We start from the raw sequence: 20,223 nt of genomic DNA, 5'->3' as shown, positions 1-20,223 counted from the left end.
GCTGGTGTAGCTTTTGGGTTATAAATATGTGTTTATGAAAGGACCAGAGCAGGCATGGCATGGCCATCCCTGTACCTGTTGAGATACGAACACGGTACGGCTAATCAGAGAAGAGGGTCGTAGGGGAAAGTTGCTAATCTACATGACCATGCCACATGATCCAGGTACAGAGCTGGCAATAACATACAATCCTGCACCTGGAACGATACGGACATGGTACGAATGGAACGAAATGTCTGAAAGTAGGTTGGAGAATTATCACGTCGGAGAGCAAATACCAAGCTTAAGTTATCTTGTATGGTGTTGTCTCATGTTGATGCAGTTTTGGTTGTTTCTAAAATGTGGTTTTATAAAAGGGTCTCAGCTCAAGACAAAGGAACTTTGCCATAAGCTGCACAGAAATACGGATCGGGGAGAGGGTGTTAATAGGTGTGTCTGTATAACTATAACCGAGATACTAAGATAGGAAAAAATATATTGTCTGGATTATTAGGCCTCTGTATCATACCTGTCGACCGTTTCAATACCCGGCAAACGTTTTAACCGGTCTACCAGGTCATCCAATTCCTCTTTATCATGCACATATACTTTTACATTGCCATAGAACAATCCGTCCTTGGCTTCAATGGTCATGGCATTGATATTGATCTTCAATTCACCTGAGATCAGGTTGGTGATCTTATGGATCACACCCACATCATCAATCCCCACAATTTTCAGACCTGTCAGGAAGGAGATTTCTTTATTGCGCGCCCATTTGGTTTTTACCACCCGGTGACCGTAATTAGACAATAGCTTGGTGGCATTGGGACAGTTGGTACGATGGATAGTAAGGCCCTTACCCGTGGTAACAAACCCAAACACATCATCGCCCGGAATGGGCTTACAACAGTTGGCCAGCGTATACACGATCCTGTCACTACTTTCACCAAATATGATCAGCTCAGCATCCTTTTTGGGCATGGCATGATCGGGCTTGGGTTCAATGACCGGCTTAACAGGTTTTGGCGGCTCCAGCTTATCACCCAATATCTGGAAGTCTTTCAGTTCCTTCAGGTCAAGCGCCTTAATAGATATCTGGTAGTAAAGATCAAGCGGCGATTGCAGCTTGTAAAAGGCCGTAAGCACATCTACATTGTGCTGATTAAAAGCGGCACCCAGCGCTTCCACCTTGCGTTGCAGGGTGTACTTACCTTCATCAGCCACCTTACGCTTTTCTTCTTTCAGCGCATCCTTGATCTTACTCTTGGCCTTGGCCGTTATGACAATATTGATCCAGTCCTCTGAAGGCTTTTGCTTGGCAGAAGTAATGATCTCTACCTGGTCGCCGCTGCGCAGCTTATGGCTAATGGGCACCAGTTTATGGTTCACCTTCGCGCCAATACATTGCGACCCTACCGCACTGTGTATAGAGAATGCAAAATCAAGTGCCGTAGACCCCACAGGCAACATTTTCACATCACCTTTGGGCGTATACACATAGATCTCTTCGGCAAGGAAGCTTGTTTTGAAATCCTGCAGAAAATCAATCGAATCATTATCCGGGTTGTTGAGTACTTCCCGTATTTGCTGGAACCATTTATCAAAACGGCTTTCGTCGTTGGTACCTTCCTTGTACTTCCAGTGAGCAGCCAGGCCCTTCTCGGCAATTTCATTCATCCGCTTCGTGCGGATCTGCACTTCCACCCATTTACCCTGCGGTCCCATTACCGTCGTATGCAGCGCCTCATATCCATTGGATTTGGGATTGCTAAGCCAGTCGCGCAGGCGCTCCGGCGATGGCGTATACTCGTCTGTAATAATCGAATATACTTTCCAACAGGCCTCTTTCTCTTTTTCCTGTGTAGTATTGAGGATCACCCTAATGGCAAACAGGTCATATACCTCCTCAAAAGACACCCCCTTTTTCTTCATCTTGTTCCAGATCGAGTGTATACTCTTGGGGCGGCCATATATTTCAAATTCAAAATCGATCTTTTCTAAGGTCTCACGGATAGGCCGTATAAACTCATTGATATACCTGGACCGCTCCCTTTTCGTTTCAGCCAGTTTACGGGCTATCTCACGGTAGGCCTCCGGCTCCAGGTATTTCATGGAGAGGTCCTCCATCTCCGTCTTGATATTGTACAGGCCCATCCGGTGCGCCAGCGGACCATACACATAAACCGTTTCAGAAGCTATTTTTAACTGTTTCTCCCGCTTCATGCTATCCAGCGTGCGCATATTGTGCAGCCGGTCGCTCAGTTTGATGAGGATCACCCGTGGGTCATCCGTAAGGGTCAGCAATATCTTCTTGAAGTTCTCTGCCTGCTGCGAGGCGTTGACATCGATCACATTGGAGATCTTGGTCAGCCCGTCCACGATCCGGGCGATCTCGGAACCAAACTCGCGCTCAATATCTTCGAGAGTAATATCCGTATCTTCTACCGTGTCGTGTAGCAGCGCGCAAATCGTAGAGCGCACACCCAGGCCGATCTCTTCAATCCCGATCCGGGCCACCGCCAATGGGTGGAGGATATAGGGTTCCCCGCTCTTGCGACGCATCGTTTTATGCGCATCCGCAGCCATTTCAAAGGCACGACGCAGCAATTCCTTATCACCGGGCTTTAATTTGGGTTTCAATGCCCGCAATAATGCCCGGTATTCGCGGAGTATCAGCTTTTTCTCCTGCTCCTCGTTCAAATTATATTTCGGTATCGCAGCTACAGTATCCATATTTCTATACAAACGAATTTACAGTAAAAGAAAGTGTTTTTCTGTTTTCTCTTAAATCTCCTACTTTTGCACTCCTTTTAACCCTTTACAAGGTAAAAAAGGCATTTCAGCGCTTGCGGATGTGGCGAAACTGGCAGACGCACTAGACTTAGGATCTAGCGGGGCGACCCATGCAGGTTCGATTCCTGTCATCCGCACTAAAAATCAGGGAAAAGCAGGTGTTTGCAGCACCTGTTTTTTTATGCCCGGTTCTCACCGGGTGATTGGAAGTAATGCGCCCGGTATGGGCCATTTTGTACTAATACATGCCTTCTATTGATCAAAAACTATGCTTATCCTGATAGGAGCATTTTCACCTGCATTATTGTCACTTTTACCCCCTCCCAGCAGCCAAAACCTACCAAAAACTGGTTTTATACCGGCAAAACAGGGATTGGTGTAACGTTTTTTACCCTCCCCCCGCCCTGTTATAAGTTTGATCCATCAATTAAGTCACCCTATTCTATCAAACAAAAAAATCACATTATGTACCGCTTATTATTCTGCCTGATCATCCTGTTTAAGAATTTCGCTTACGGTCAAACCAACAATGCCCTGGCCCTCCACATGTCAGCTGCTCCCGCCGGGCGGATCGCTCTATGGAACCAAACAGATACCAGTCAACAAAGGCCCACGCTTAAGATCATGGCGCCAACCAATTCCATCAAGGTCATTATTCCTTCGAAAATGGTGTGCCGGCAGCATGTCAGCACTTTTTTTATCGTAGCCGATACTACCAGTACTTTCGAAAAAGACAGCAACACTACCGGCCAGGCCGGCTTCAACCTCGAAGCAATCCCTCCGGGAGCCGGAACAGATGCACTTGAATTGATGTTGAAAACACGTGGCCGGAAAATATGACCATCTCTTACCTTTTACACCTATAAAATCCCGTGTGCATTATGTTTGCTATCTTAAAGCCATCATCAGCCAATAAAATAGTTTCCACCTTGTTCAGCATATTGCCCCATAAAAAGAGGTTTTCCTTTAAGAGAGTTTTTGGAATGGTGTTTACCATCCATATTGTAATATTGACCATCGCAGAGCTTTCCATCTTCCTGATCCCCGAAAGGAACAATCCGGATCACTGGAAACATCTCATGGATGCCTGGACCTTAATCAGCATAGTAATAGGTCTTGTATTTTATACCACGTTTTACTATTTTAGCCTCAACCATTTTTATCACCTGATAGCCGAAAAGAAAGGTTTTTTCCACTTCCTGCTGTCATCGCTGTTGGTAACATCAATACTTTTCACTTTTTACATTATAGACGGCTACCTGAAGGTAGATGCAACGGATGGAGCCTGGAGCCCGGCCATTGCGTTGTTACTTTATGCCATGTCATTTCTACTTTCTGCAGCACCTTCTATTGTAATCGCGTTTATAGCCCACCTCCGGGATGAAAAAAAGCAAAGGAAACTCCTGGAAGAAGAGAAACTACAGCTCGAAATAGAAAAGTCCAATGCCAATCTAAATTTCCTGAAAGCGCAGATCAACCCCCATTTCCTGCACAATACCCTCAACTTTCTGTATGCCAAATCCCTTCCCTACTCTACTGAACTATCCGAGGGCATACTCACCTTGAGCGATATTATGCGGTATGCTTTGAGTGAGCAAAATATAAAAGCAGGCAAAGCAGCCCTGAAAGACGAAATAGAGCATGTGCGCAATGTGATCAGGATACATCAGTTGAGGTTTAGCAATAACCTGCTGGTAAACTTTGAAGTGAATGGCGTTGTCAATGGTATCACCATCATTCCCTTTGTGCTGATCACCATTGTAGAAAATGCCTTTAAACACGGCGATCTCAAAAGCACCCAATATCCCATTGATATAAAACTCACTATTGAGCACAACAACCTGCAATTCTTTTGTCGCAACAAAAAGAAAACAGGCCCCAAAGAACTTTCCACTGGCATTGGTCTCGACAACATCAAAAAAAGGCTCGATCTTGCCTATAAAGACCAATATTCCCTGCTTATAAAAGACGAACACGATCTTTACACCACACAACTAACCATCCATTCACTATGATACGCTGCCTTATCGTTGATGATGAACAACATGCTTTGGACATCCTGCTCCATTACATTGGTCAAACTCCCTTGCTGCAATTGGTAGCCTCCACCACCAATCCCCTGGAAGCATTGCAAATTGTAGCCACCCAAAAAGTGGACCTCATATTTTTAGATATCCAGATGCCCGAACTATCCGGCATCGACTTTGTCCGGTCCATCAACGGAAAATCGAAGGTTATCCTTACCACCGCCTACAGTGAATTTGCCCTGGAAGGTTATGATCTCGATGTAGTGGATTATTTATTGAAGCCCATCCGCCTGCCACGATTCCTGGCAGCCGTACAGAAAGCGGCCACCGCCCTGAACAATGCTGCTGCAGAACCCGTCAAAGAACAGCCAGTCGATGACTATATATTTGTAAAAACAGAATCCAAAGGCAAGCTCCTGAAAATAAACCTGGCCGATATCGATTATATCGAAGGCATGAAGAACTATATCGCCATATACGCAGGAGGCAAAAAGATCCTTGTTTACTCTGCCATGAAAGACATCGAAGAAAGGCTACCCGCCAGGCAATTCATTCGCGTACATAAATCCTTTATCATTGCCATAGACCGGATAACCGGCATCGAAGGCAACCGGGTATTACTAAAAGGCATTACAGCCGAGATCGTAGCCGGAGAGAATTACAAACCCGAGCTTATGAAAATTGTAAAAGGGAAAATGATATAGCTCCTCCCGTACGCATCCCGGATTGGGCAATAATCTACCCACTCCATACCAGGTTTTCCAGGCAGCTTAACATAGTCCTGTGCCCGCAGAAGCCTGTTGCCATTGCATTCATGCATCGTACCAGCCTGGTATCTCCCCTGCAGGTATTCGTTTTTTGGTGATTCGTTACGGCCAACCTTTGGTAACTTTATACAAACCTTCCAGTATGCAAACGATACTCGTTCCCGTAGATTTTTCTGCTGTTTCACGCAATGCCTCGGTGTATGCTGCCGAGTTGGCCAGGCTCTTCAATAGCCGCCTGTTGCTGTTCCACGCCTATATGTTGCCTACCCCCGTGAGTGAAGTGCCCTATGTAATGGTAACCGCCGATGAAATGCAGCAGGAAAATGAGGCCCTTCTGAAAAAGGAAGCTGATCATCTCCATACCACCTACGGAATACAGGTAGAATCACTGGTACGTATCGGTATTGCATCCGATGAGATCAAAGAGCTTACCAAAGAACAACCCATCGACATGGTTGTAATGGGTATGAAGGGGGCCGGCGGGCTGGATAAGATCATTGGTAGTACCACCACCAATGTGATCCGGAAGGTCAAAATACCCGTCCTCATTATTCCCCATGATGCAGGCTACAAGCCTGTACAGCATATCACGTATGCCAGCGATTTCACCTATAAAACCAGCGGCAGTCTTTTCACGCCCTTGTTGAAAATAGCCCAAACACTGGGCGCTCGGATACATGTATTGCACGTACAAAAAGACACCGTTAAAATAGAAGAACTGGCAGGTAGGAAAAGTACAGAAAGAACTTTCAGCGGTTATGACCACGAGTTTGTAAATGTTACCAATAATTCTGTCACCCAGGGCATCAATGAATACCTGCAACACCATGCCAGTGAATTGCTGGTGATGGTAGCCCATACCCATACCTTTTTTGAGCGTATTTTCTCCAAAAGCCGTACTGCGGCCATGGCTTATGAAACCAGGATACCCTTGCTGGTGCTGCAGGATAAAGAATAGGTAATCAATAAATTACATCCCCTCCTCCAGAAACTGAAGGGTTATATTTCCTTTGATTTCCAGCCCCCAGTCTCCCAGAATTCCAGGTTTTCCTCCCGATGGCTATCGGGACGGACTTTCAGACTTCCGGACTTACCGACTTCTGACTTCAGATTTTTCCCGTACTTTTGCACCCCAATAAAAAAAGCAATATGGCAACAGTTACCAGAGAGAATATAGGCCTGCTTAATGACAGGATCACTGTTAAAGTGGCCAAAGAAGATTACCTGCCTTCTTTTGAAAAAGCCCTGAAGAATTATAGCAAAACTGCCAATATACCAGGTTTTAGGAAAGGAATGGTACCCGCCGGCATGATCAAAAAAATGCATGGCCAGTCCGTTTTCACCGACGAAGTACTGAGAACAGTAGAAAAGCAATTGACCGACTTCATGCAGAATGAAAAGCTGGAGATCTTTGCCCAGCCCCTGCCTTTGCCAGAAAATGATGCCCGTCAACTGAACGTAAACGAGCCCACAGAATACGCCTTCGCTTTTGAAGTAGGTTTGAAGCCTGACTTTAAAATAGCCGACCTGGCCAAAGAAAAAACTACCCGCTATAAAGTAAACATTACGGAAGAAATGATCAATGAGGAAGTTGATCGCTTGCGTTTACGTCATGGTAAAATGACTGATCCCGAAACTGTAACCGGCGACGACAATGTGCTGAATGTAACCTTCACAGAAACAGACGAAGAAGGCAATGAAGTAGAAGGTGGGATTAAAAAAGACAACTCCCTGCTGGTAAAATACTTTGCAGAAGATTTCCGTAAGACACTCCTCGGAAGAAAGAAAGATGATGCCGTACAGGTGCAATTGAGCAAGGCTTTTGATGTAAAGGAAAGAGAGTGGATCCTCGGCGACCTTGGCCTCGACAAGAACGATGCTGCTGCAGCTGACAAGTTCTTCAACATGCTCATCACTAAAGTGGGTATGGTAGAAAAAGCCGATCTCAATGAGGAGTTCTTTGAAGCAGCTTTCCCCGGCAAAAATGTAAAGACTGAAGAAGAGTTCCGCAATACAGTGAAGGAAGAAATGCAATCATACTGGGATAAGCAAGGCAGCAATCACCTGCAACATGAGTTGTACCACGTGCTGCTGGACCATACCAAAATTGATTTCCCCGAAACATTCCTGAAACGCTGGATTCAGCAAGGTGGCGAGCAGCTCAAAACCGAAGCTGAAGCAGAACAGGAATTCCCCACATTTGCCAATCAGTTGAAATGGACTTTGATCATTGATAAGCTGGTACGCGAAAACAACATCGAAGTGAAGCCCGAAGACCTTCAGGCTTTTGCTAAAAATCAATTGTTCAGCTACATGGGCAATATGGGTGCCGGTGCTGAAGAACAACCCTGGGTGGCTGATTACATCAACCGTATGATGCAGGACAGGAAGTTTGTGGAAGATGCTTACCATCGCATCCAGACAGAGAAGGTATTTGCCTGGGCCGAAACCCAAGTAAACGCTACCGAAAAACCGGTAACTGTTGAAGAGTTTACCAAAGAACTGGAAAAGCACCAGCATCACCATCATTAATAGATAAGAAGCCTTTATCAGATACAAGCCATCCCGACTGAAATCGGGATGGCTTTTTTGTTTGCCCTCCACTCCAAACATTACACAAAAGAATACCCGATTATTGATATATTTGGCATCCTTCAACATATCCATGCAGATCAAAGCTTAACTACCATTCCTCATCTTGTAGTTATAGCGCATGGAGTTACAGTACATAAGGGTTTATGAATCCATATCTGGCGGTTGGGTAGATTTGCATCCTTTGCATGGAGAGGATGAATTAGAAGATAATTTGCAGGCATGTAAATTACTCGCTCAAAAGGGATACCGACTTCAGCTATTACCCTGCCTTGATCGGGAAGAAACTGTATTAAGACAGATGTTATTGCCAGATGTATTTGGCAACAAAAATCCAGATGTAAGAATATCTAATAAGGTTGCTGACATAAAAACACCTCAAAAGAAAGAGGTAACAAAAACTGCCTTAAAAGATGCTATATACCGGGCTGCTCAACAAAAAGTGGAAATGGTTATCATTAATTTGTATCAGGCTACTTATTCATTTAGTCACATCAAAGAAGCGCTGCTATCAACTTTACAAACTGACCGAAACAGAAGTATCAGGGAAGCCTGGATCATTACTCATGACAATAACTTGCTGATCATTCCTAGAAAAATGATCAATACTAAGAAATTCTATACTGTTTTAAACTGCCTGTAAACAGTCAGGGCGATCACCCCGAATGGAGCGATCGCCCTGCTGCTTAGGCGCCAGGCCAGTGGCCCGATGCACCACAAATATATAACTTATTCTTTAAATACCAAATCCTCACCCTACCCTCCACTTTCCTTAATTTCCGCCCTGCCATAATTAACAGCCAGCGCCCCATATTTTACTTGTCCTGACTTGCTTTTATGGCAAAATGTCCGATTTTTTATATAGCACGGTAATTGATTTGCCAAATGACTTAAATTGCTCACTAAATCAATTAGGAAAAATCTTATGAACCTCAGCAAAGAATTTGAAAAATATGCAGTGAAGCACAGGGGTATCTCCAGCAATACGTTGAATGATTACCAAAAATACCAGGTAACCAACCTTACGCCCAATATCATTGAAGAACGCCCTATGAATGTGGCCGTAATGGACGTATACAGCCGTCTGATGATGGACAGGATCATCTTCCTTGGCTATCCCATTAATGATGAAGTAGCCAATATCGTAACAGCCCAGTTATTATTCCTGGAAAGTACCGATCGTACCCGCGATATCCAGATGTATATCAACTCCCCCGGCGGTAGCGTGTACTCCGGTCTCGGCGTATATGATACCATGCAATACATCACCCCCGACGTATCTACCATCTGTATCGGTATGGCAGCTTCTATGTCAGCCATCCTGCTTTGCGCAGGTACCAAGGGCAAGCGTACTGCCTTAAAACACAGCCGCGTAATGCTGCACCAGCCCAGTGGCGCCATCGGTGGCCAGGCCAGCGATATCGAGATCACTGTCAATGAGATCAAGAAGATCAAGAAGAACCTGTATGACATCATTTCTTACCATACCGGCAAGACCAACAAACAGGTAGAAAAGGATTGCGAACGCGATTACTGGCTCACTTCCCTGGAAGCCAAGGAATATGGCCTGGTAGATGAAGTGTTGCTCATCAACCCACGTAAAGAGAAAAAAGAAGACTAACCACAAACAACAGATTAACATATGAACTACTCAAAATATTCAGTGAATCCGTATCGAATGGACGATGAAGAAGAGGAAAAAGAAGAGCAGCCCAAGTCCGACCTCATGATGTTTAGCAAAAGATTGGAGCAATACTTCTTTGAGACCCGCAGTGTTTACTTGTGGGGTGTGGTGGATGACAAATCAGCCAGGGATGTAACAGCCAAACTGCTGCTCCTGGATGCTGATAAGCCCGGAACAGAGATCAAATTTTACATCAATAGCCCCGGTGGCATCGTAACCAGCGGTATGGTGATCTATGATACCATGAAAATGCTGAAAAGCCCCGTAAGCACCATTTGTATGGGCCTGGCAGCCTCCATGGGATCCATCCTGCTCAGCGGCGGTACCAAAGGCAGCCGGTATATTTACCCCCACGGCGAAGTAATGATCCACCAGCCAAGCCTGGGAGGTCATATCCAGGGCGTAAGTGCCGATCTGGAGATACAGGCCAAACAAACCAAAAGGGTTAAAGAGATCAGCGCTAAGATACTGGCAGAGAATTGCGGTAAAAAGCCCGAACAGATCATGAAGGATTTTGACCGTGATTACTGGATGGATGCCAAAGAAGCCATTGAATACGGCATTGTAGATAAGATTGTAGAGAAAATATAACACATTAGGGCTCAGGGACTAACCTCTTTGGGCCCTTCTAAATCACCCAATATCCCCGCCACAGGCTATTTACTTGGATTTCGAGGTCCCTTTGAATACCTTTGTAGCCGGAGATTAATATACTAATGGCAAAGACAACCTTACATTGTTCTTTTTGTGGTCGCAGCCGCGATGAGGTAAAGATCCTTATTGCCGGCCAGGAAGGGCATATTTGCGAGAACTGTGTAGAGCACGCCCGGGAGATCATTGAGCAGGAACTCATGATCCGCAGTGAAACACCCGCAGCATCTCCTTCTTTCAAGCTCAACGTAAAGAAACCCGTGGAAGTAAAACGCTTCCTCGATGAATACGTGATCGGACAGGATGACGCTAAAAAAGTATTGGCAGTAGCAGTGTACAATCACTATAAACGTCTTCAGCAAAAAGTAGCCGAAGGTGAAGTAGATATTGAAAAAAGCAACATCGTAATGGTAGGCGAAACCGGTACCGGTAAAACCCTGCTGGCTAAGACCATTGCCAAATTACTCAATGTTCCTTTTGCCATTGTAGATGCAACCGTCTTTACAGAAGCTGGTTATGTAGGGGAAGATGTGGAAAGCATCCTCACCCGCCTGCTGCAGGTTTGTAACTACGATGTACCTGCTGCCGAAAGAGGCATCGTATACATCGATGAGATCGATAAGATCGCCCGCAAAGGCGATAATCCTTCCATCACCCGCGATGTAAGCGGTGAAGGTGTGCAACAAGGCCTGTTAAAGCTGTTGGAAGGTACCGATGTACTGGTACCACCACAGGGAGGCCGTAAACACCCCGAACAAAAGCTCATCAAGATCAATACTCAGAATATCCTCTTCATTTGCGGAGGCGCATTCGACGGTATCGACAGGGTGATCGCCCGCCGGGTAAATACCAACGCCATCGGATTCAACGTAAACAAGGACCTGCAGGAGCACATGAAAAAGAACCTGCTGCAGTATATCAACGCCACTGACCTCAAGTCATTTGGCCTGATCCCTGAGTTACTGGGCCGTTTGCCCGTTGTTACCCACCTCAACCCACTGGATAAACCCACCCTGCGTTCTATTCTTACAGAGCCTAAGAACGCATTGATCAAGCAATACAAGCGGTTGTTTGAGCTGGAAAATATCCAGTTGAATGTGGATGAAGATGTGCTGGATTTCATGGTCGACAAAGCCCTTGAATACAAGCTGGGAGCAAGAGGTTTGCGCAGCATCTGCGAAAGCATCCTTACCGATGCCATGTTTGAAATGCCTTCCTCCAAACAACAGGTATTCCACCTCACCCTGGAATATGCCGTGAAGAAATTCGACAAGAGCAAAATGAGCCTGCTGAAAGTAGCCTAGGCTTCATTAAATATATTTCCATTAATTTACAGAGGCATATTGTATGCCTCTGTTTCTTTTAGTAGCCAACTTAAATAATAACTTATCATGGATGAACTTGTCAAAAAACTCATGGCCGAAGGACTTACAGAAAAGCAGGCTTATAAAGCCGTGGAGATCGTGAAGAACTTTGCCAAAGAAAAGTTCCCCATCTTCGGTGGCGCCATTGATAAAGTATTCGATAAATACGCAAAGAAGGATGATGACGACTTTATGCCATAGGCCATCATCAAAGTATCTATTTATCTGATATAAGCAAGAATAGTTTTATAAATCCGTTCATCCGGCACAAATAAAAAAGGCCCCGCAACCAACGGGGCCTCTTGACGTGACAAGCAACCTTTCGTAACCTTTAGGCTCTCAAAACTTCTCTCGAAATAACCAGCTTCTGGATTTCAGAGGTCCCTTCACCGATAGTACATAACTTACTATCGCGGTAATATTTTTCAACCGGGAAATCCTTCGTATAACCGTATCCCCCGAATATCTGTACTGCATCGTTGGCCACTTTCACCGCTACCTCACTCGCATAATATTTTGCCATGGCCGCTTCTTTCGTCATCTGCTGTCCTCTTATCTTAAGATCGCAGGCTTGCAGCGTAAGTAATTCCGCCGCCATGATCTCCGTAGCCATATCTGCCAGCTTAAAAGAGATACCCTGAAAATTAGAGATCGGCTGGTCAAACTGGTGGCGCTCTTTGGAATATTGTACAGAAGCTTCATAAGCCCCTTTGGCAATACCCAGTGATAATGCCGCTATCGAAATACGTCCGCCATCCAGCACTTTCAGCGATTGCTTAAATCCTGCTCCTACCTCACCAAGTCGGTTGGCATCCGGTATCCGGCAATTATCGAAGATCATTTCTGCTGTTTCACTGGCCCGCATACCCAGCTTATTCTCTTTTTTACCACCCGTAAAACCAGGAGTTCCGCGCTCTACTACAAATGCCGTAGCATTATCTTTTGATCGTGGCTCGCCTGTACGGGCAATTACCACCGCTACATCGCCACTCTTACCATGTGTGATCCAGCATTTAGTGCCATTCAACACCCAATGATCACCATCCCGCACAGCAGTCGTTTTCATATTACCGGCATCACTACCGGTATTCGGCTCCGTCAGACCCCAGGCTCCAAGCCATTCGGCAGTAGCCAGTTTAGGAAGGTACTTTTGCTTCTGCTCCTCATTGCCAAAAGCCATAATATGACCTGTACAAAGAGAATTATGGGCCGCTACACTCAGGGCAATAGACCCGCAAACCTTTCCTATCTCCTGTAAAATGGCTACATACTCAAAATAGCTAAGACCAGCACCCTCATACTTTTCAGGCACCAGCACCCCCATCAACCCCAGCTTTCCCATCTCCCGGAATACCTGGAGTGGAAATTCCTGGGTCTCATCCCAGTTCATGACATAGGGTTTGATATGTTGCTGCGCAAAATCCCGGGCAGTCTGTGCTACCTGTTGTGTTAATTCAGAAGTCTCGAAATTCATAAGATAAATTCGTTGGCAAGAACCCTTAGAGGCTGCTGCAAGATAATACTATTTTTGAAAAACTAACAATTGTTAGCACTAAATATAATAAATATTTTGTCTTCACTCAACGGCCAGGTAAGGCCTTATTTTTTCCAGTATTTCAGCACTTACAATGTTGATCTGCAATAACTGATCCACAGATTGATAGGCCCCATGTTGCGCCCTGTATTGCACAATACCATTGGCCAGCGCCCATCTAATATAAGGATGTTGTCTGAGCATGTCAATATCAGCTGAATTAATATTGAGGGTGCGCACTGCGGGCGATGAGCATTGCAAATATTGCCTGATCTGTTGAAAAGTAGAGTCCGGAAGACCATAGGTTTCGCCCACCTGTGCCACTGCATAAAAACCGCCCAGTTTCTCCCTGAAATGAACAATACGCCGGGCCAGTTTACTACCAATGCCCCGCAAAGCAATAAAAGCCGTTGTGTCAGCCATATTGATATCAATGACAGCTGGTTTGGCATACACCTCCCTTTTATACCTCCGGGCCGCAGAATCAGCCGCATAAATAGCAGGCGCCCGTTCCACAACTGGCGCTGCCTCTTTTATACGCACATAAGGCACCAGCCGCTCTGCTTCCTCCTTTTTCAAGCCATAAACCTTATACAAGTCGCCGGGCTGGCGAAACCGCCCTCCCTTTGCCAGGTAATGTTGAATGGTTTGGGCAGTACGTTCCCTAATGCCCATTTTTATCCATCCTTCTACTGGCAATGTATTGGGGTCAAAAACATAAAAGGTCGTTTGCTTTGCTGGTGTTTCAGCAATGCGGACGTCATTCCCGGGCTGGTCATTCTCTCCATCTGGCTCCCCGGTTTCCAAAGCTGCCACCCGCTGGCGCAGTTTTTCAAAAGCCGCCTTGTCGGTTTGTACAGCTGGAGCAGGCAATAAATAAGGGATAATAATCGTAGCTAATATCAGCACCAGCAATACAATGATTCCGGTGCGTTCTTTTTTGGTGAAATTGAAATACTCCCTGAAGTTGTTTTTCATAGCATATGCGGTAGCAGGCAGCCTGATCAGCTGCCGCCATACATATACATACGGTTAAAATATTTTATAGATTTAGCACCAGACCATCCCAGCCGAGGTTAATGCCTTCCGGCAGTTCAGTTTCTACATCGGCGTGCTTCCCCATCTGGTGACTGAGGTGGGTAAAATAGGTTTGGGGGATGGCTAATTCCTGTGCCACAGCAATACCTTCTGAAAGGCTATAATGGGAAATATGCTTTTCCTTCCGCAGGGTATTTAACACCAGCACTTCACTTCCACGTATCTTATCTTTTTCGGCAGGTTCAATATTATTGGCATCCGTGATATAGGTAAACTTCCCAAAGCGGAATCCCATTACCGGCATCTTTAAATGCCACACCTGCACCGGCGTGACCAGTATATCTCCTACCATAAAAGGCGTCAGATCGATGGTTGTAAGCTGGATCTCCGGCAAACCCGGATACCTGGTCTCATAAAAAGCATAGGGGAATTCCCGGATAATCACTTCCTGGGTCATCTCATTGGCAAAAACCTTCATGGGCTGTTGGGAGAAAAAATTAAAGGCCCGTACATCATCCAGGCCCGCCACATGATCCTTATGAGGGTGCGTAAACACAATGGCATCCAGGTGCTTTACATTCGCCCGCAACATCTGGTAACGAAAGTCGGGGCCGGCATCTACCGCCAGCGTGGTATTGGCCGACTGCACCAGGATGCTGGACCTTAGTCTTTTGTCTTTTTTATCCGGCGATTGACACACAGGACAATCGCAGGCTATCATGGGTACGCCACTACTGGTACCCGTACCTAAAAAAGTGATCTTTAATGAAGGATAACTCACGCAATAAAAATACGAAGTATGGGGTATGAAAAATGAAGTAAGAGGATAGAAACAGGAAATAATAGGCGGGTAACAAAAATGAACCTCCTGGACTCCCGACTCAGAACTAAAGACTCAGGACTAGCTTGTTCTTACTTCTCTGCAGCAGCATGCCTGGCCAGTACATCCTCATACGTTCTGCGCACTTCTGCAGACAACATGTCGGGATCAATATTCAGTTGCGGGATAAGATCAATGAGCGTATTAATACGCCCCTCCATTTGAAGGAACTTATTCAGCACCACCACCTTTCTGGCCTCAAGGATACAATAGCCGCTCTGGAAATTGCCCCGCTCATAGCGCACCACATATTCCACCTCGTCCAGTATCCGTTCAATCTTATCTAATGTGTTCTGGGTATATTTCATAGTCGTACTACCAAAGTTCACTACCAAAATTAGCCAAATGTCTGCGGTGAGCAGTTTATGGGCTATTAATGTTTTCCACACTCAGTGGACAGAAAATCAGCCACTTCTCACAATATTTCTGAAATAAACCTGAATCCAACCTTAAATCACCTGTCCAGTCAGTTGTATTCGCTCGCAGCTCGAAGCTCATAGCTCGCAGCTTGCTTCCCCTACTTATTCGTCATCTTGATCACCGGCACGATCATCTCCTCTAGGCTCACCCCACCATGCTGAAAAGTATTACGGTAATAATTCACATAATAGTTGTAATTATTCGGATAACACAGGAACAGGTCTTCCTTCGCAAAAATGAAAGAAGAGTTCACCGTGGGCACCGGCAATCCGGCCTCTTTAGGATCACGGAAGGCCAATACCTCCTTCTGCTCATAATTGAGGTTACGGCCGTGCTTATAGCGCAGGTTCGTAGTAGTTTGCTTATCTCCGATCACTTTGGCCGGCGTTTTCACCCGCACACTGCCGTGGTCTGTGGCCAATACAATATTGATCTTCTTATCCGCTATCTTCTTCAATGCCTGGTGCAGCGGCGAATGCTCAAACCAGCTTTTGGTAACAGATCGGTAGCTGATCTCATCACCCGCCAGCTCTTTCAGCACCTCCATTTCCGTACGCGCATGGCTCAGCATGTCCACAAAGTTGTATACAATGATGTTCAGGTCATTATTCAGCAGGTTATGTATGTTATTCACCAGGTCCTGGCCAGCCTGGTTATTCAATATCTTCGTATAGGAAAAGCGCACATCATCCCGCTTCATCCTTTTCAGTTGGCCCCGGAAAAACTCTTCCTCAAACAGGTTCTTCCCACCTTCCTCATCATCATTCTTCCATTGTTGCGGGTAGGCCTTCTCAATATCCATGGGAAGTAATCCACTGAAAATCGCATTCCGGGCATATTGCGTGGCAGTAGGCAGAATGCTGTAAAAACTCTCCTCCTCCAGGATCCGGAAACTCTCGGCAAAAATGGGTTGTATCGCCTTCCATTGGTCAAAACGCAGGTTATCGATCAACAGGAAAAATGTAGGTACCCCTTTTTCCACGTGCGGCATAACCTTGTATTTAAACAGGGTATGCGACATCACCGGCCCTTCTACCGATTTCGGTCCCACCCACTTGGCGTAATTCCTGGATATGAACTTGAAGAACTCATTGTTGGCCTCACTTTTCTGCGACTGAAACACTTCCTGCATCTCCGGACTGTCACTTTTCTCCATTTCCAGTTCCCAGTATACCAGCTTTTTATAGATCTCCATCCACTCGTTATAGTCCGGGCTGCTGTTCAGCGCCATAAATAAGTTGCGAAACTGTTGCTGGTAGGCCGTGGTGGTCTTTTCCGCCACCAGCCTTTTATTGTCAATGATCTTCTTCAGGCTCAACAATACCTGGTTGGGATTGACCGGCTTGATCAGGTAATCTGTGATCTGGCTGCCAATGGCCTCATCCATCAGGTTTTCCGTTTCGTTCTTGGTGATCATGACAATCGGAACATGTTGGTTGACCTCTTTTATCTTCGCAATCGTCTCCAGTCCGGTAATGCCCGGCATCGTCTCATCCAGCAGTACTACGTCCACAATATTATCACGCACAAAATCCACCGCATCAAATCCATTCGTCAGCGCACTTACTTCATAACCTTTATTCTGTAAGAACAGTATTTGCGATTGTAAACTTTCTATTTCATCATCCACCCAAAGTATCTTTCCTAATGCCATGTAAAATTTTTAATAGTTGTTGTTTATTTAGGTACTTGTCCAAATAGCAGCAATTCAAAAGCCACCCACCTCTGCCTTCCCTGGCCGCACCCAGGCTTCTGTATACTGTATTCTGAATTCTGTATTCTTTCAGTATTCTTCTCCAAAATACATTATTCCCGGTGCAATCAGTTAATCTGTACTTTTGTCACCTCCTTTTAGCAGCAATTTTAACAAAACAGCAAGCAGCGAAATGGCATCCGGCATCAGAAAGATCATTAATGACCCTGTTTACGGCTTTATTACCCTCGATCATCCCCTTGTTTTTAAGGTAATAGCCCATCCCTGGTACCAGCGTTTACGACGTATTCACCAAATGGCTTTTGCCCAATTGGTATATCCGGGCGCCGTCCATACCCGCCTGCACCACTCCCTGGGCGCTTATCACCTCATGTGCAATGCCCTCCATGAGCTAAAGAATAAGGGTGTAGTTATCACCCCCGAAGAGGAAGTAGCCGCCAAAATAGCCATTCTGCTCCACGATGTGGGCCATGGTCCCTACTCCCATGCCCTGGAAAACAAACTGCTGAAAGGCATACACCATGAGACCATTTCCATCCGGATCATGGAAATATTAAACAATGAGCTGGATGGAGCCCTCACCCTGGCCATTGAGATATTTACCAATAAATACCACAAACCCTTCCTCCACCAGCTTATTTCAGGCCAGTTGGATGTAGACCGCATGGACTACCTTACCCGTGATAGCTTCTTTACCGGTGTATCCGAAGGCGTGATCGGCTACGACCGTATCCTGAAGATGCTGACCGTACAGAATGACGAGCTCATGGTAGAAGAAAAAGCCATCTATTCCATTGAGAAGTTCCTGGTATCCCGCCGGCTTATGTATTGGCAGGTATACCTTCATAAAACCGTACTCTGTGCCGAAAAAATGCTTGTCAAGATCATTGAAAGGGCCCAGGAGCTTATTACAAGGGGAATAACCGTTAGGTCTACCTCCCCCGTATTTGATTTCTTCTTACAAAACCACCATACCGTTACCTCCATTGAGGCCCACCTGGAACAATTTTGCCTCCTGGACGACTACGATGTACTGGCCACCATCAAAAACTGGATGTTCCATGAGGATAGGGTATTGGCCAAATTGTGCGACTGTCTTGTCACCCGCCGCTTATTAAAAGTTAAATTAACCGCCACACCTGTTAATCCTGCCTGGATGGAGGAACAACGGAACAGGATTTGCCGCGAAATGCAAATAGAGGAGCGCGATTGCCATTACTTTTTGTTTAGTGGCGTGGCCGAAAACACCACCTACGATCCCCGGGAAGAAAGGATCAATATCCTGTTCAAGGACGGTACGGCAAAAGATATTTCAAAGGTCGACAATGCCCTGATCCATCAGGCACTCGCAAGCCCTGTAAAAAAATATTACATTTGCTATTTGAATTAGCCTTCGGCCACGAGCTTCGGGCAGCGAGCCAGACAACTTGCTGTTTTTGCTCGTAGCTCGCAGCTCATAGCTCACAGCTCAATAAAATATAACCATGCAATTTACGGCCGCCCAAATAGCCATGCTCATCAACGCAACCATCGAAGGCGATGCCAACGCCTCCGTAGGGTCTTTCGGCAAAATTGAAGAAGCCCAAAAAGGCCAGCTTGCATTCCTTGCCAATCCCAAATACGAAGATTTCCTATATACTACCGGCGCTTCTATTGTGATCATCAATGCCACACAGGAACTGAAACAAACCGTCAGCGCCACCTTGCTCCGCGTACCCGACGCCTATACCGCCTTTGCCACCCTCCTGTCCAAATACCAGGAAATGGCCACCCAGCAAATGACTGGTATTCAGGAACCGAGCTATATCGCCAAAACCGCCAAACTGGGGCAGAACATATTCGTGGGCGCATTTAGTTATATCGGAGAACACGTCACCTTGGGCAACAACGTAAAAATATTCCCCAATACCTTCATCGGAGATAACGTAAGGATCGGCGACAATACCATCATCCACCCCGGCGTAAAGGTGTACCACGATTGTATAGTGGGTAAGAACGTAACCATTCACGCCGGTACCGTGGTAGGCAGTGATGGGTTTGGCTTTGCCCCCCAGGCCGACGGCAGCTTCAAAAAAGTGCCCCAGATCGGCAATGTGATCGTGGAAGACTTTGTAGAAATAGGCGCCAATGCCACCATCGACCGCGCCACCATGGGCTCTACCCTCATTAAATCAGGCGCCAAACTGGACAACCTGATCCAGATAGCCCACAATGTGGAAGTAGGCAATAATACCGTTATTGCCGCACAGGCAGGCGTTAGCGGCAGCACCAAACTGGGTAATAACGTCATGATCGGCGGCCAGGCAGGTATTGTAGGCCACCTTTTTATAGCCGATGGCGCCCGTATCAACGCACAAAGCGGCGTAAGTAAATCCATCAAAACACCCAATACTGCCGTAACTGGTTCTCCCGCATTCGATTATACCAGCACCCTCCGCAGCCAGGCCCTCAGCCGCAACCTCCCGGATATGGAAAAACGGATCAAAGAACTGGAAAAACTCGTACAGCAACTGCTGGCCGAAAAAGTAAACCTGTAACCGCTACCAGCACCCTTATCGGGACCTTATCGAGACCTTTTCGAGACCTTATCGGGACTTTACCGGGACCCTCCTCCGGGGAAGCCCCGTATATGCTCCGTGGGAGATAGGTAGGCCACCCATCTCCTATCCTGCGATCATGCCTGCCTGTTCCTGGGCAAAGCCCATTACAGACACATTCATTAACAAGCATTTAGGGGAAACAATCATACAAACCTCACCCCGCAAACAAACTTTCTG

General features: G+C 46.1%; 18 protein-coding genes and 1 tRNA gene. 13 read left to right on the top strand and 6 right to left on the bottom strand.

Annotated elements, in window-relative coordinates; translation table 11 throughout:
- Positions 1-489: 489 nt before the first annotated feature.
- Positions 490-2,715 carry a RelA/SpoT family protein gene (locus D3H65_RS27180; protein ID WP_119053315.1) on the bottom strand — a complete coding sequence of 742 codons (2,226 nt, stop codon included), beginning with the start codon at positions 2,713-2,715 and terminating at the stop codon, positions 490-492.
- A gap of 115 nt (positions 2,716-2,830) precedes the next feature.
- On the opposite strand from D3H65_RS27180, the gene D3H65_RS27175 reads away from it, so the two are divergent.
- The 11 genes from D3H65_RS27175 (at position 2,831) to D3H65_RS33075 (ending at position 12,061) form a co-directional block, all read left to right on the top strand.
- Positions 2,831-2,912 (top strand) — tRNA-Leu (locus tag D3H65_RS27175).
- A 328-nt stretch (positions 2,913-3,240) separates the two neighbouring features.
- Entirely contained in the window at positions 3,241-3,615 is a 375-nt protein-coding gene (locus tag D3H65_RS33080; RefSeq protein ID WP_162915834.1) for a hypothetical protein, read from the top strand.
- A 41-nt stretch (positions 3,616-3,656) separates the two neighbouring features.
- Positions 3,657-4,790: a sensor histidine kinase gene (locus D3H65_RS27165; RefSeq protein WP_119053313.1), complete on the top strand. Its 1,134-nt coding sequence runs from the start codon at positions 3,657-3,659 to the stop codon at positions 4,788-4,790.
- Positions 4,787-5,506 carry a LytR/AlgR family response regulator transcription factor gene (locus D3H65_RS27160; protein WP_119053312.1) on the top strand — a complete coding sequence of 240 codons (720 nt, stop codon included), beginning with the start codon at positions 4,787-4,789 and terminating at the stop codon, positions 5,504-5,506. The genes D3H65_RS27165 and D3H65_RS27160 overlap by 4 nt, the downstream gene beginning before the upstream one ends.
- Positions 5,507-5,711: 205 nt before the next feature.
- Positions 5,712-6,527 carry a universal stress protein gene (locus D3H65_RS27155; RefSeq protein WP_119053311.1) on the top strand — a complete coding sequence of 272 codons (816 nt, stop codon included), beginning with the start codon at positions 5,712-5,714 and terminating at the stop codon, positions 6,525-6,527.
- 191 nt (positions 6,528-6,718) lie between these two features.
- Positions 6,719-8,101, top strand: a complete 1,383-nt coding sequence (gene tig, locus D3H65_RS27150; RefSeq protein ID WP_119053310.1) for a trigger factor — start codon at positions 6,719-6,721, stop codon at positions 8,099-8,101.
- A 181-nt stretch (positions 8,102-8,282) separates the two neighbouring features.
- Complete coding sequence (locus D3H65_RS27145; protein WP_119053309.1) at positions 8,283-8,804, top strand: CdiA C-terminal domain-containing protein; 522 nt, start codon at positions 8,283-8,285, stop codon at positions 8,802-8,804.
- Positions 8,805-9,086: 282 nt separating this feature from the next.
- Positions 9,087-9,782 (top strand): ClpP family protease, encoded by a 696-nt coding sequence (locus D3H65_RS27140; RefSeq protein WP_119053308.1) that lies wholly within the window; start codon positions 9,087-9,089, stop codon positions 9,780-9,782.
- Positions 9,783-9,803: 21 nt separating this feature from the next.
- Positions 9,804-10,436: a ClpP family protease gene (locus tag D3H65_RS27135; protein WP_245999602.1), complete on the top strand. Its 633-nt coding sequence runs from the start codon at positions 9,804-9,806 to the stop codon at positions 10,434-10,436.
- Between the two features lie 125 nt (positions 10,437-10,561).
- Entirely contained in the window at positions 10,562-11,800 is a 1,239-nt protein-coding gene (clpX, locus tag D3H65_RS27130; protein ID WP_119053306.1) for an ATP-dependent Clp protease ATP-binding subunit ClpX, read from the top strand.
- 87 nt (positions 11,801-11,887) lie between these two features.
- Positions 11,888-12,061 (top strand): hypothetical protein, encoded by a 174-nt coding sequence (locus tag D3H65_RS33075; RefSeq protein ID WP_162915833.1) that lies wholly within the window; start codon positions 11,888-11,890, stop codon positions 12,059-12,061.
- Positions 12,062-12,191: 130 nt separating this feature from the next.
- On the opposite strand, the gene D3H65_RS27125 is transcribed toward D3H65_RS33075, so the two are convergent.
- From D3H65_RS27125 to porX, 5 genes are all read right to left on the bottom strand, one after another.
- Entirely contained in the window at positions 12,192-13,334 is a 1,143-nt protein-coding gene (locus D3H65_RS27125) for an acyl-CoA dehydrogenase family protein (protein ID WP_119053305.1), read from the bottom strand.
- A gap of 102 nt (positions 13,335-13,436) precedes the next feature.
- Positions 13,437-14,372 carry a ComEA family DNA-binding protein gene (locus D3H65_RS27120; RefSeq protein ID WP_119053304.1) on the bottom strand — a complete coding sequence of 312 codons (936 nt, stop codon included), beginning with the start codon at positions 14,370-14,372 and terminating at the stop codon, positions 13,437-13,439.
- Between the two features lie 64 nt (positions 14,373-14,436).
- The gene (locus D3H65_RS27115) at positions 14,437-15,213 is read right to left on the bottom strand and encodes an MBL fold metallo-hydrolase (protein WP_119053303.1); all 777 of its coding nucleotides are present in this window, start codon (positions 15,211-15,213) and stop codon (positions 14,437-14,439) included.
- A 131-nt stretch (positions 15,214-15,344) separates the two neighbouring features.
- On the bottom strand, positions 15,345-15,620 hold the full coding sequence (locus tag D3H65_RS27110) for a hypothetical protein (protein WP_119053302.1): 276 nt from the start codon (positions 15,618-15,620) through the stop codon (positions 15,345-15,347).
- A gap of 209 nt (positions 15,621-15,829) precedes the next feature.
- Positions 15,830-17,386 carry a T9SS response regulator signal transducer PorX gene (porX, locus tag D3H65_RS27105; RefSeq protein ID WP_119053301.1) on the bottom strand — a complete coding sequence of 519 codons (1,557 nt, stop codon included), beginning with the start codon at positions 17,384-17,386 and terminating at the stop codon, positions 15,830-15,832.
- 232 nt (positions 17,387-17,618) lie between these two features.
- Between porX and D3H65_RS27100 the strand changes: the two genes are divergently transcribed.
- Together D3H65_RS27100 and lpxD are read left to right on the top strand one after the other, a co-directional pair.
- Positions 17,619-18,836, top strand: coding sequence for an HD domain-containing protein (locus tag D3H65_RS27100; protein WP_119053300.1), 1,218 nt, complete (start codon positions 17,619-17,621; stop codon positions 18,834-18,836).
- Between the two features lie 94 nt (positions 18,837-18,930).
- On the top strand, positions 18,931-19,983 hold the full coding sequence (gene lpxD, locus D3H65_RS27095) for a UDP-3-O-(3-hydroxymyristoyl)glucosamine N-acyltransferase (protein WP_119053299.1): 1,053 nt from the start codon (positions 18,931-18,933) through the stop codon (positions 19,981-19,983).
- The last annotated feature ends 240 nt before the right edge of the window (positions 19,984-20,223 follow it).

This window comes from Paraflavitalea soli, assembly GCF_003555545.1.
Taxonomy (GTDB): Bacteria; Bacteroidota; Bacteroidia; order Chitinophagales; family Chitinophagaceae; genus Paraflavitalea; species Paraflavitalea soli.
Note: the sequence above shows the minus strand (reverse complement) of the source record. Positions and strands in the feature narration are given on the sequence as shown.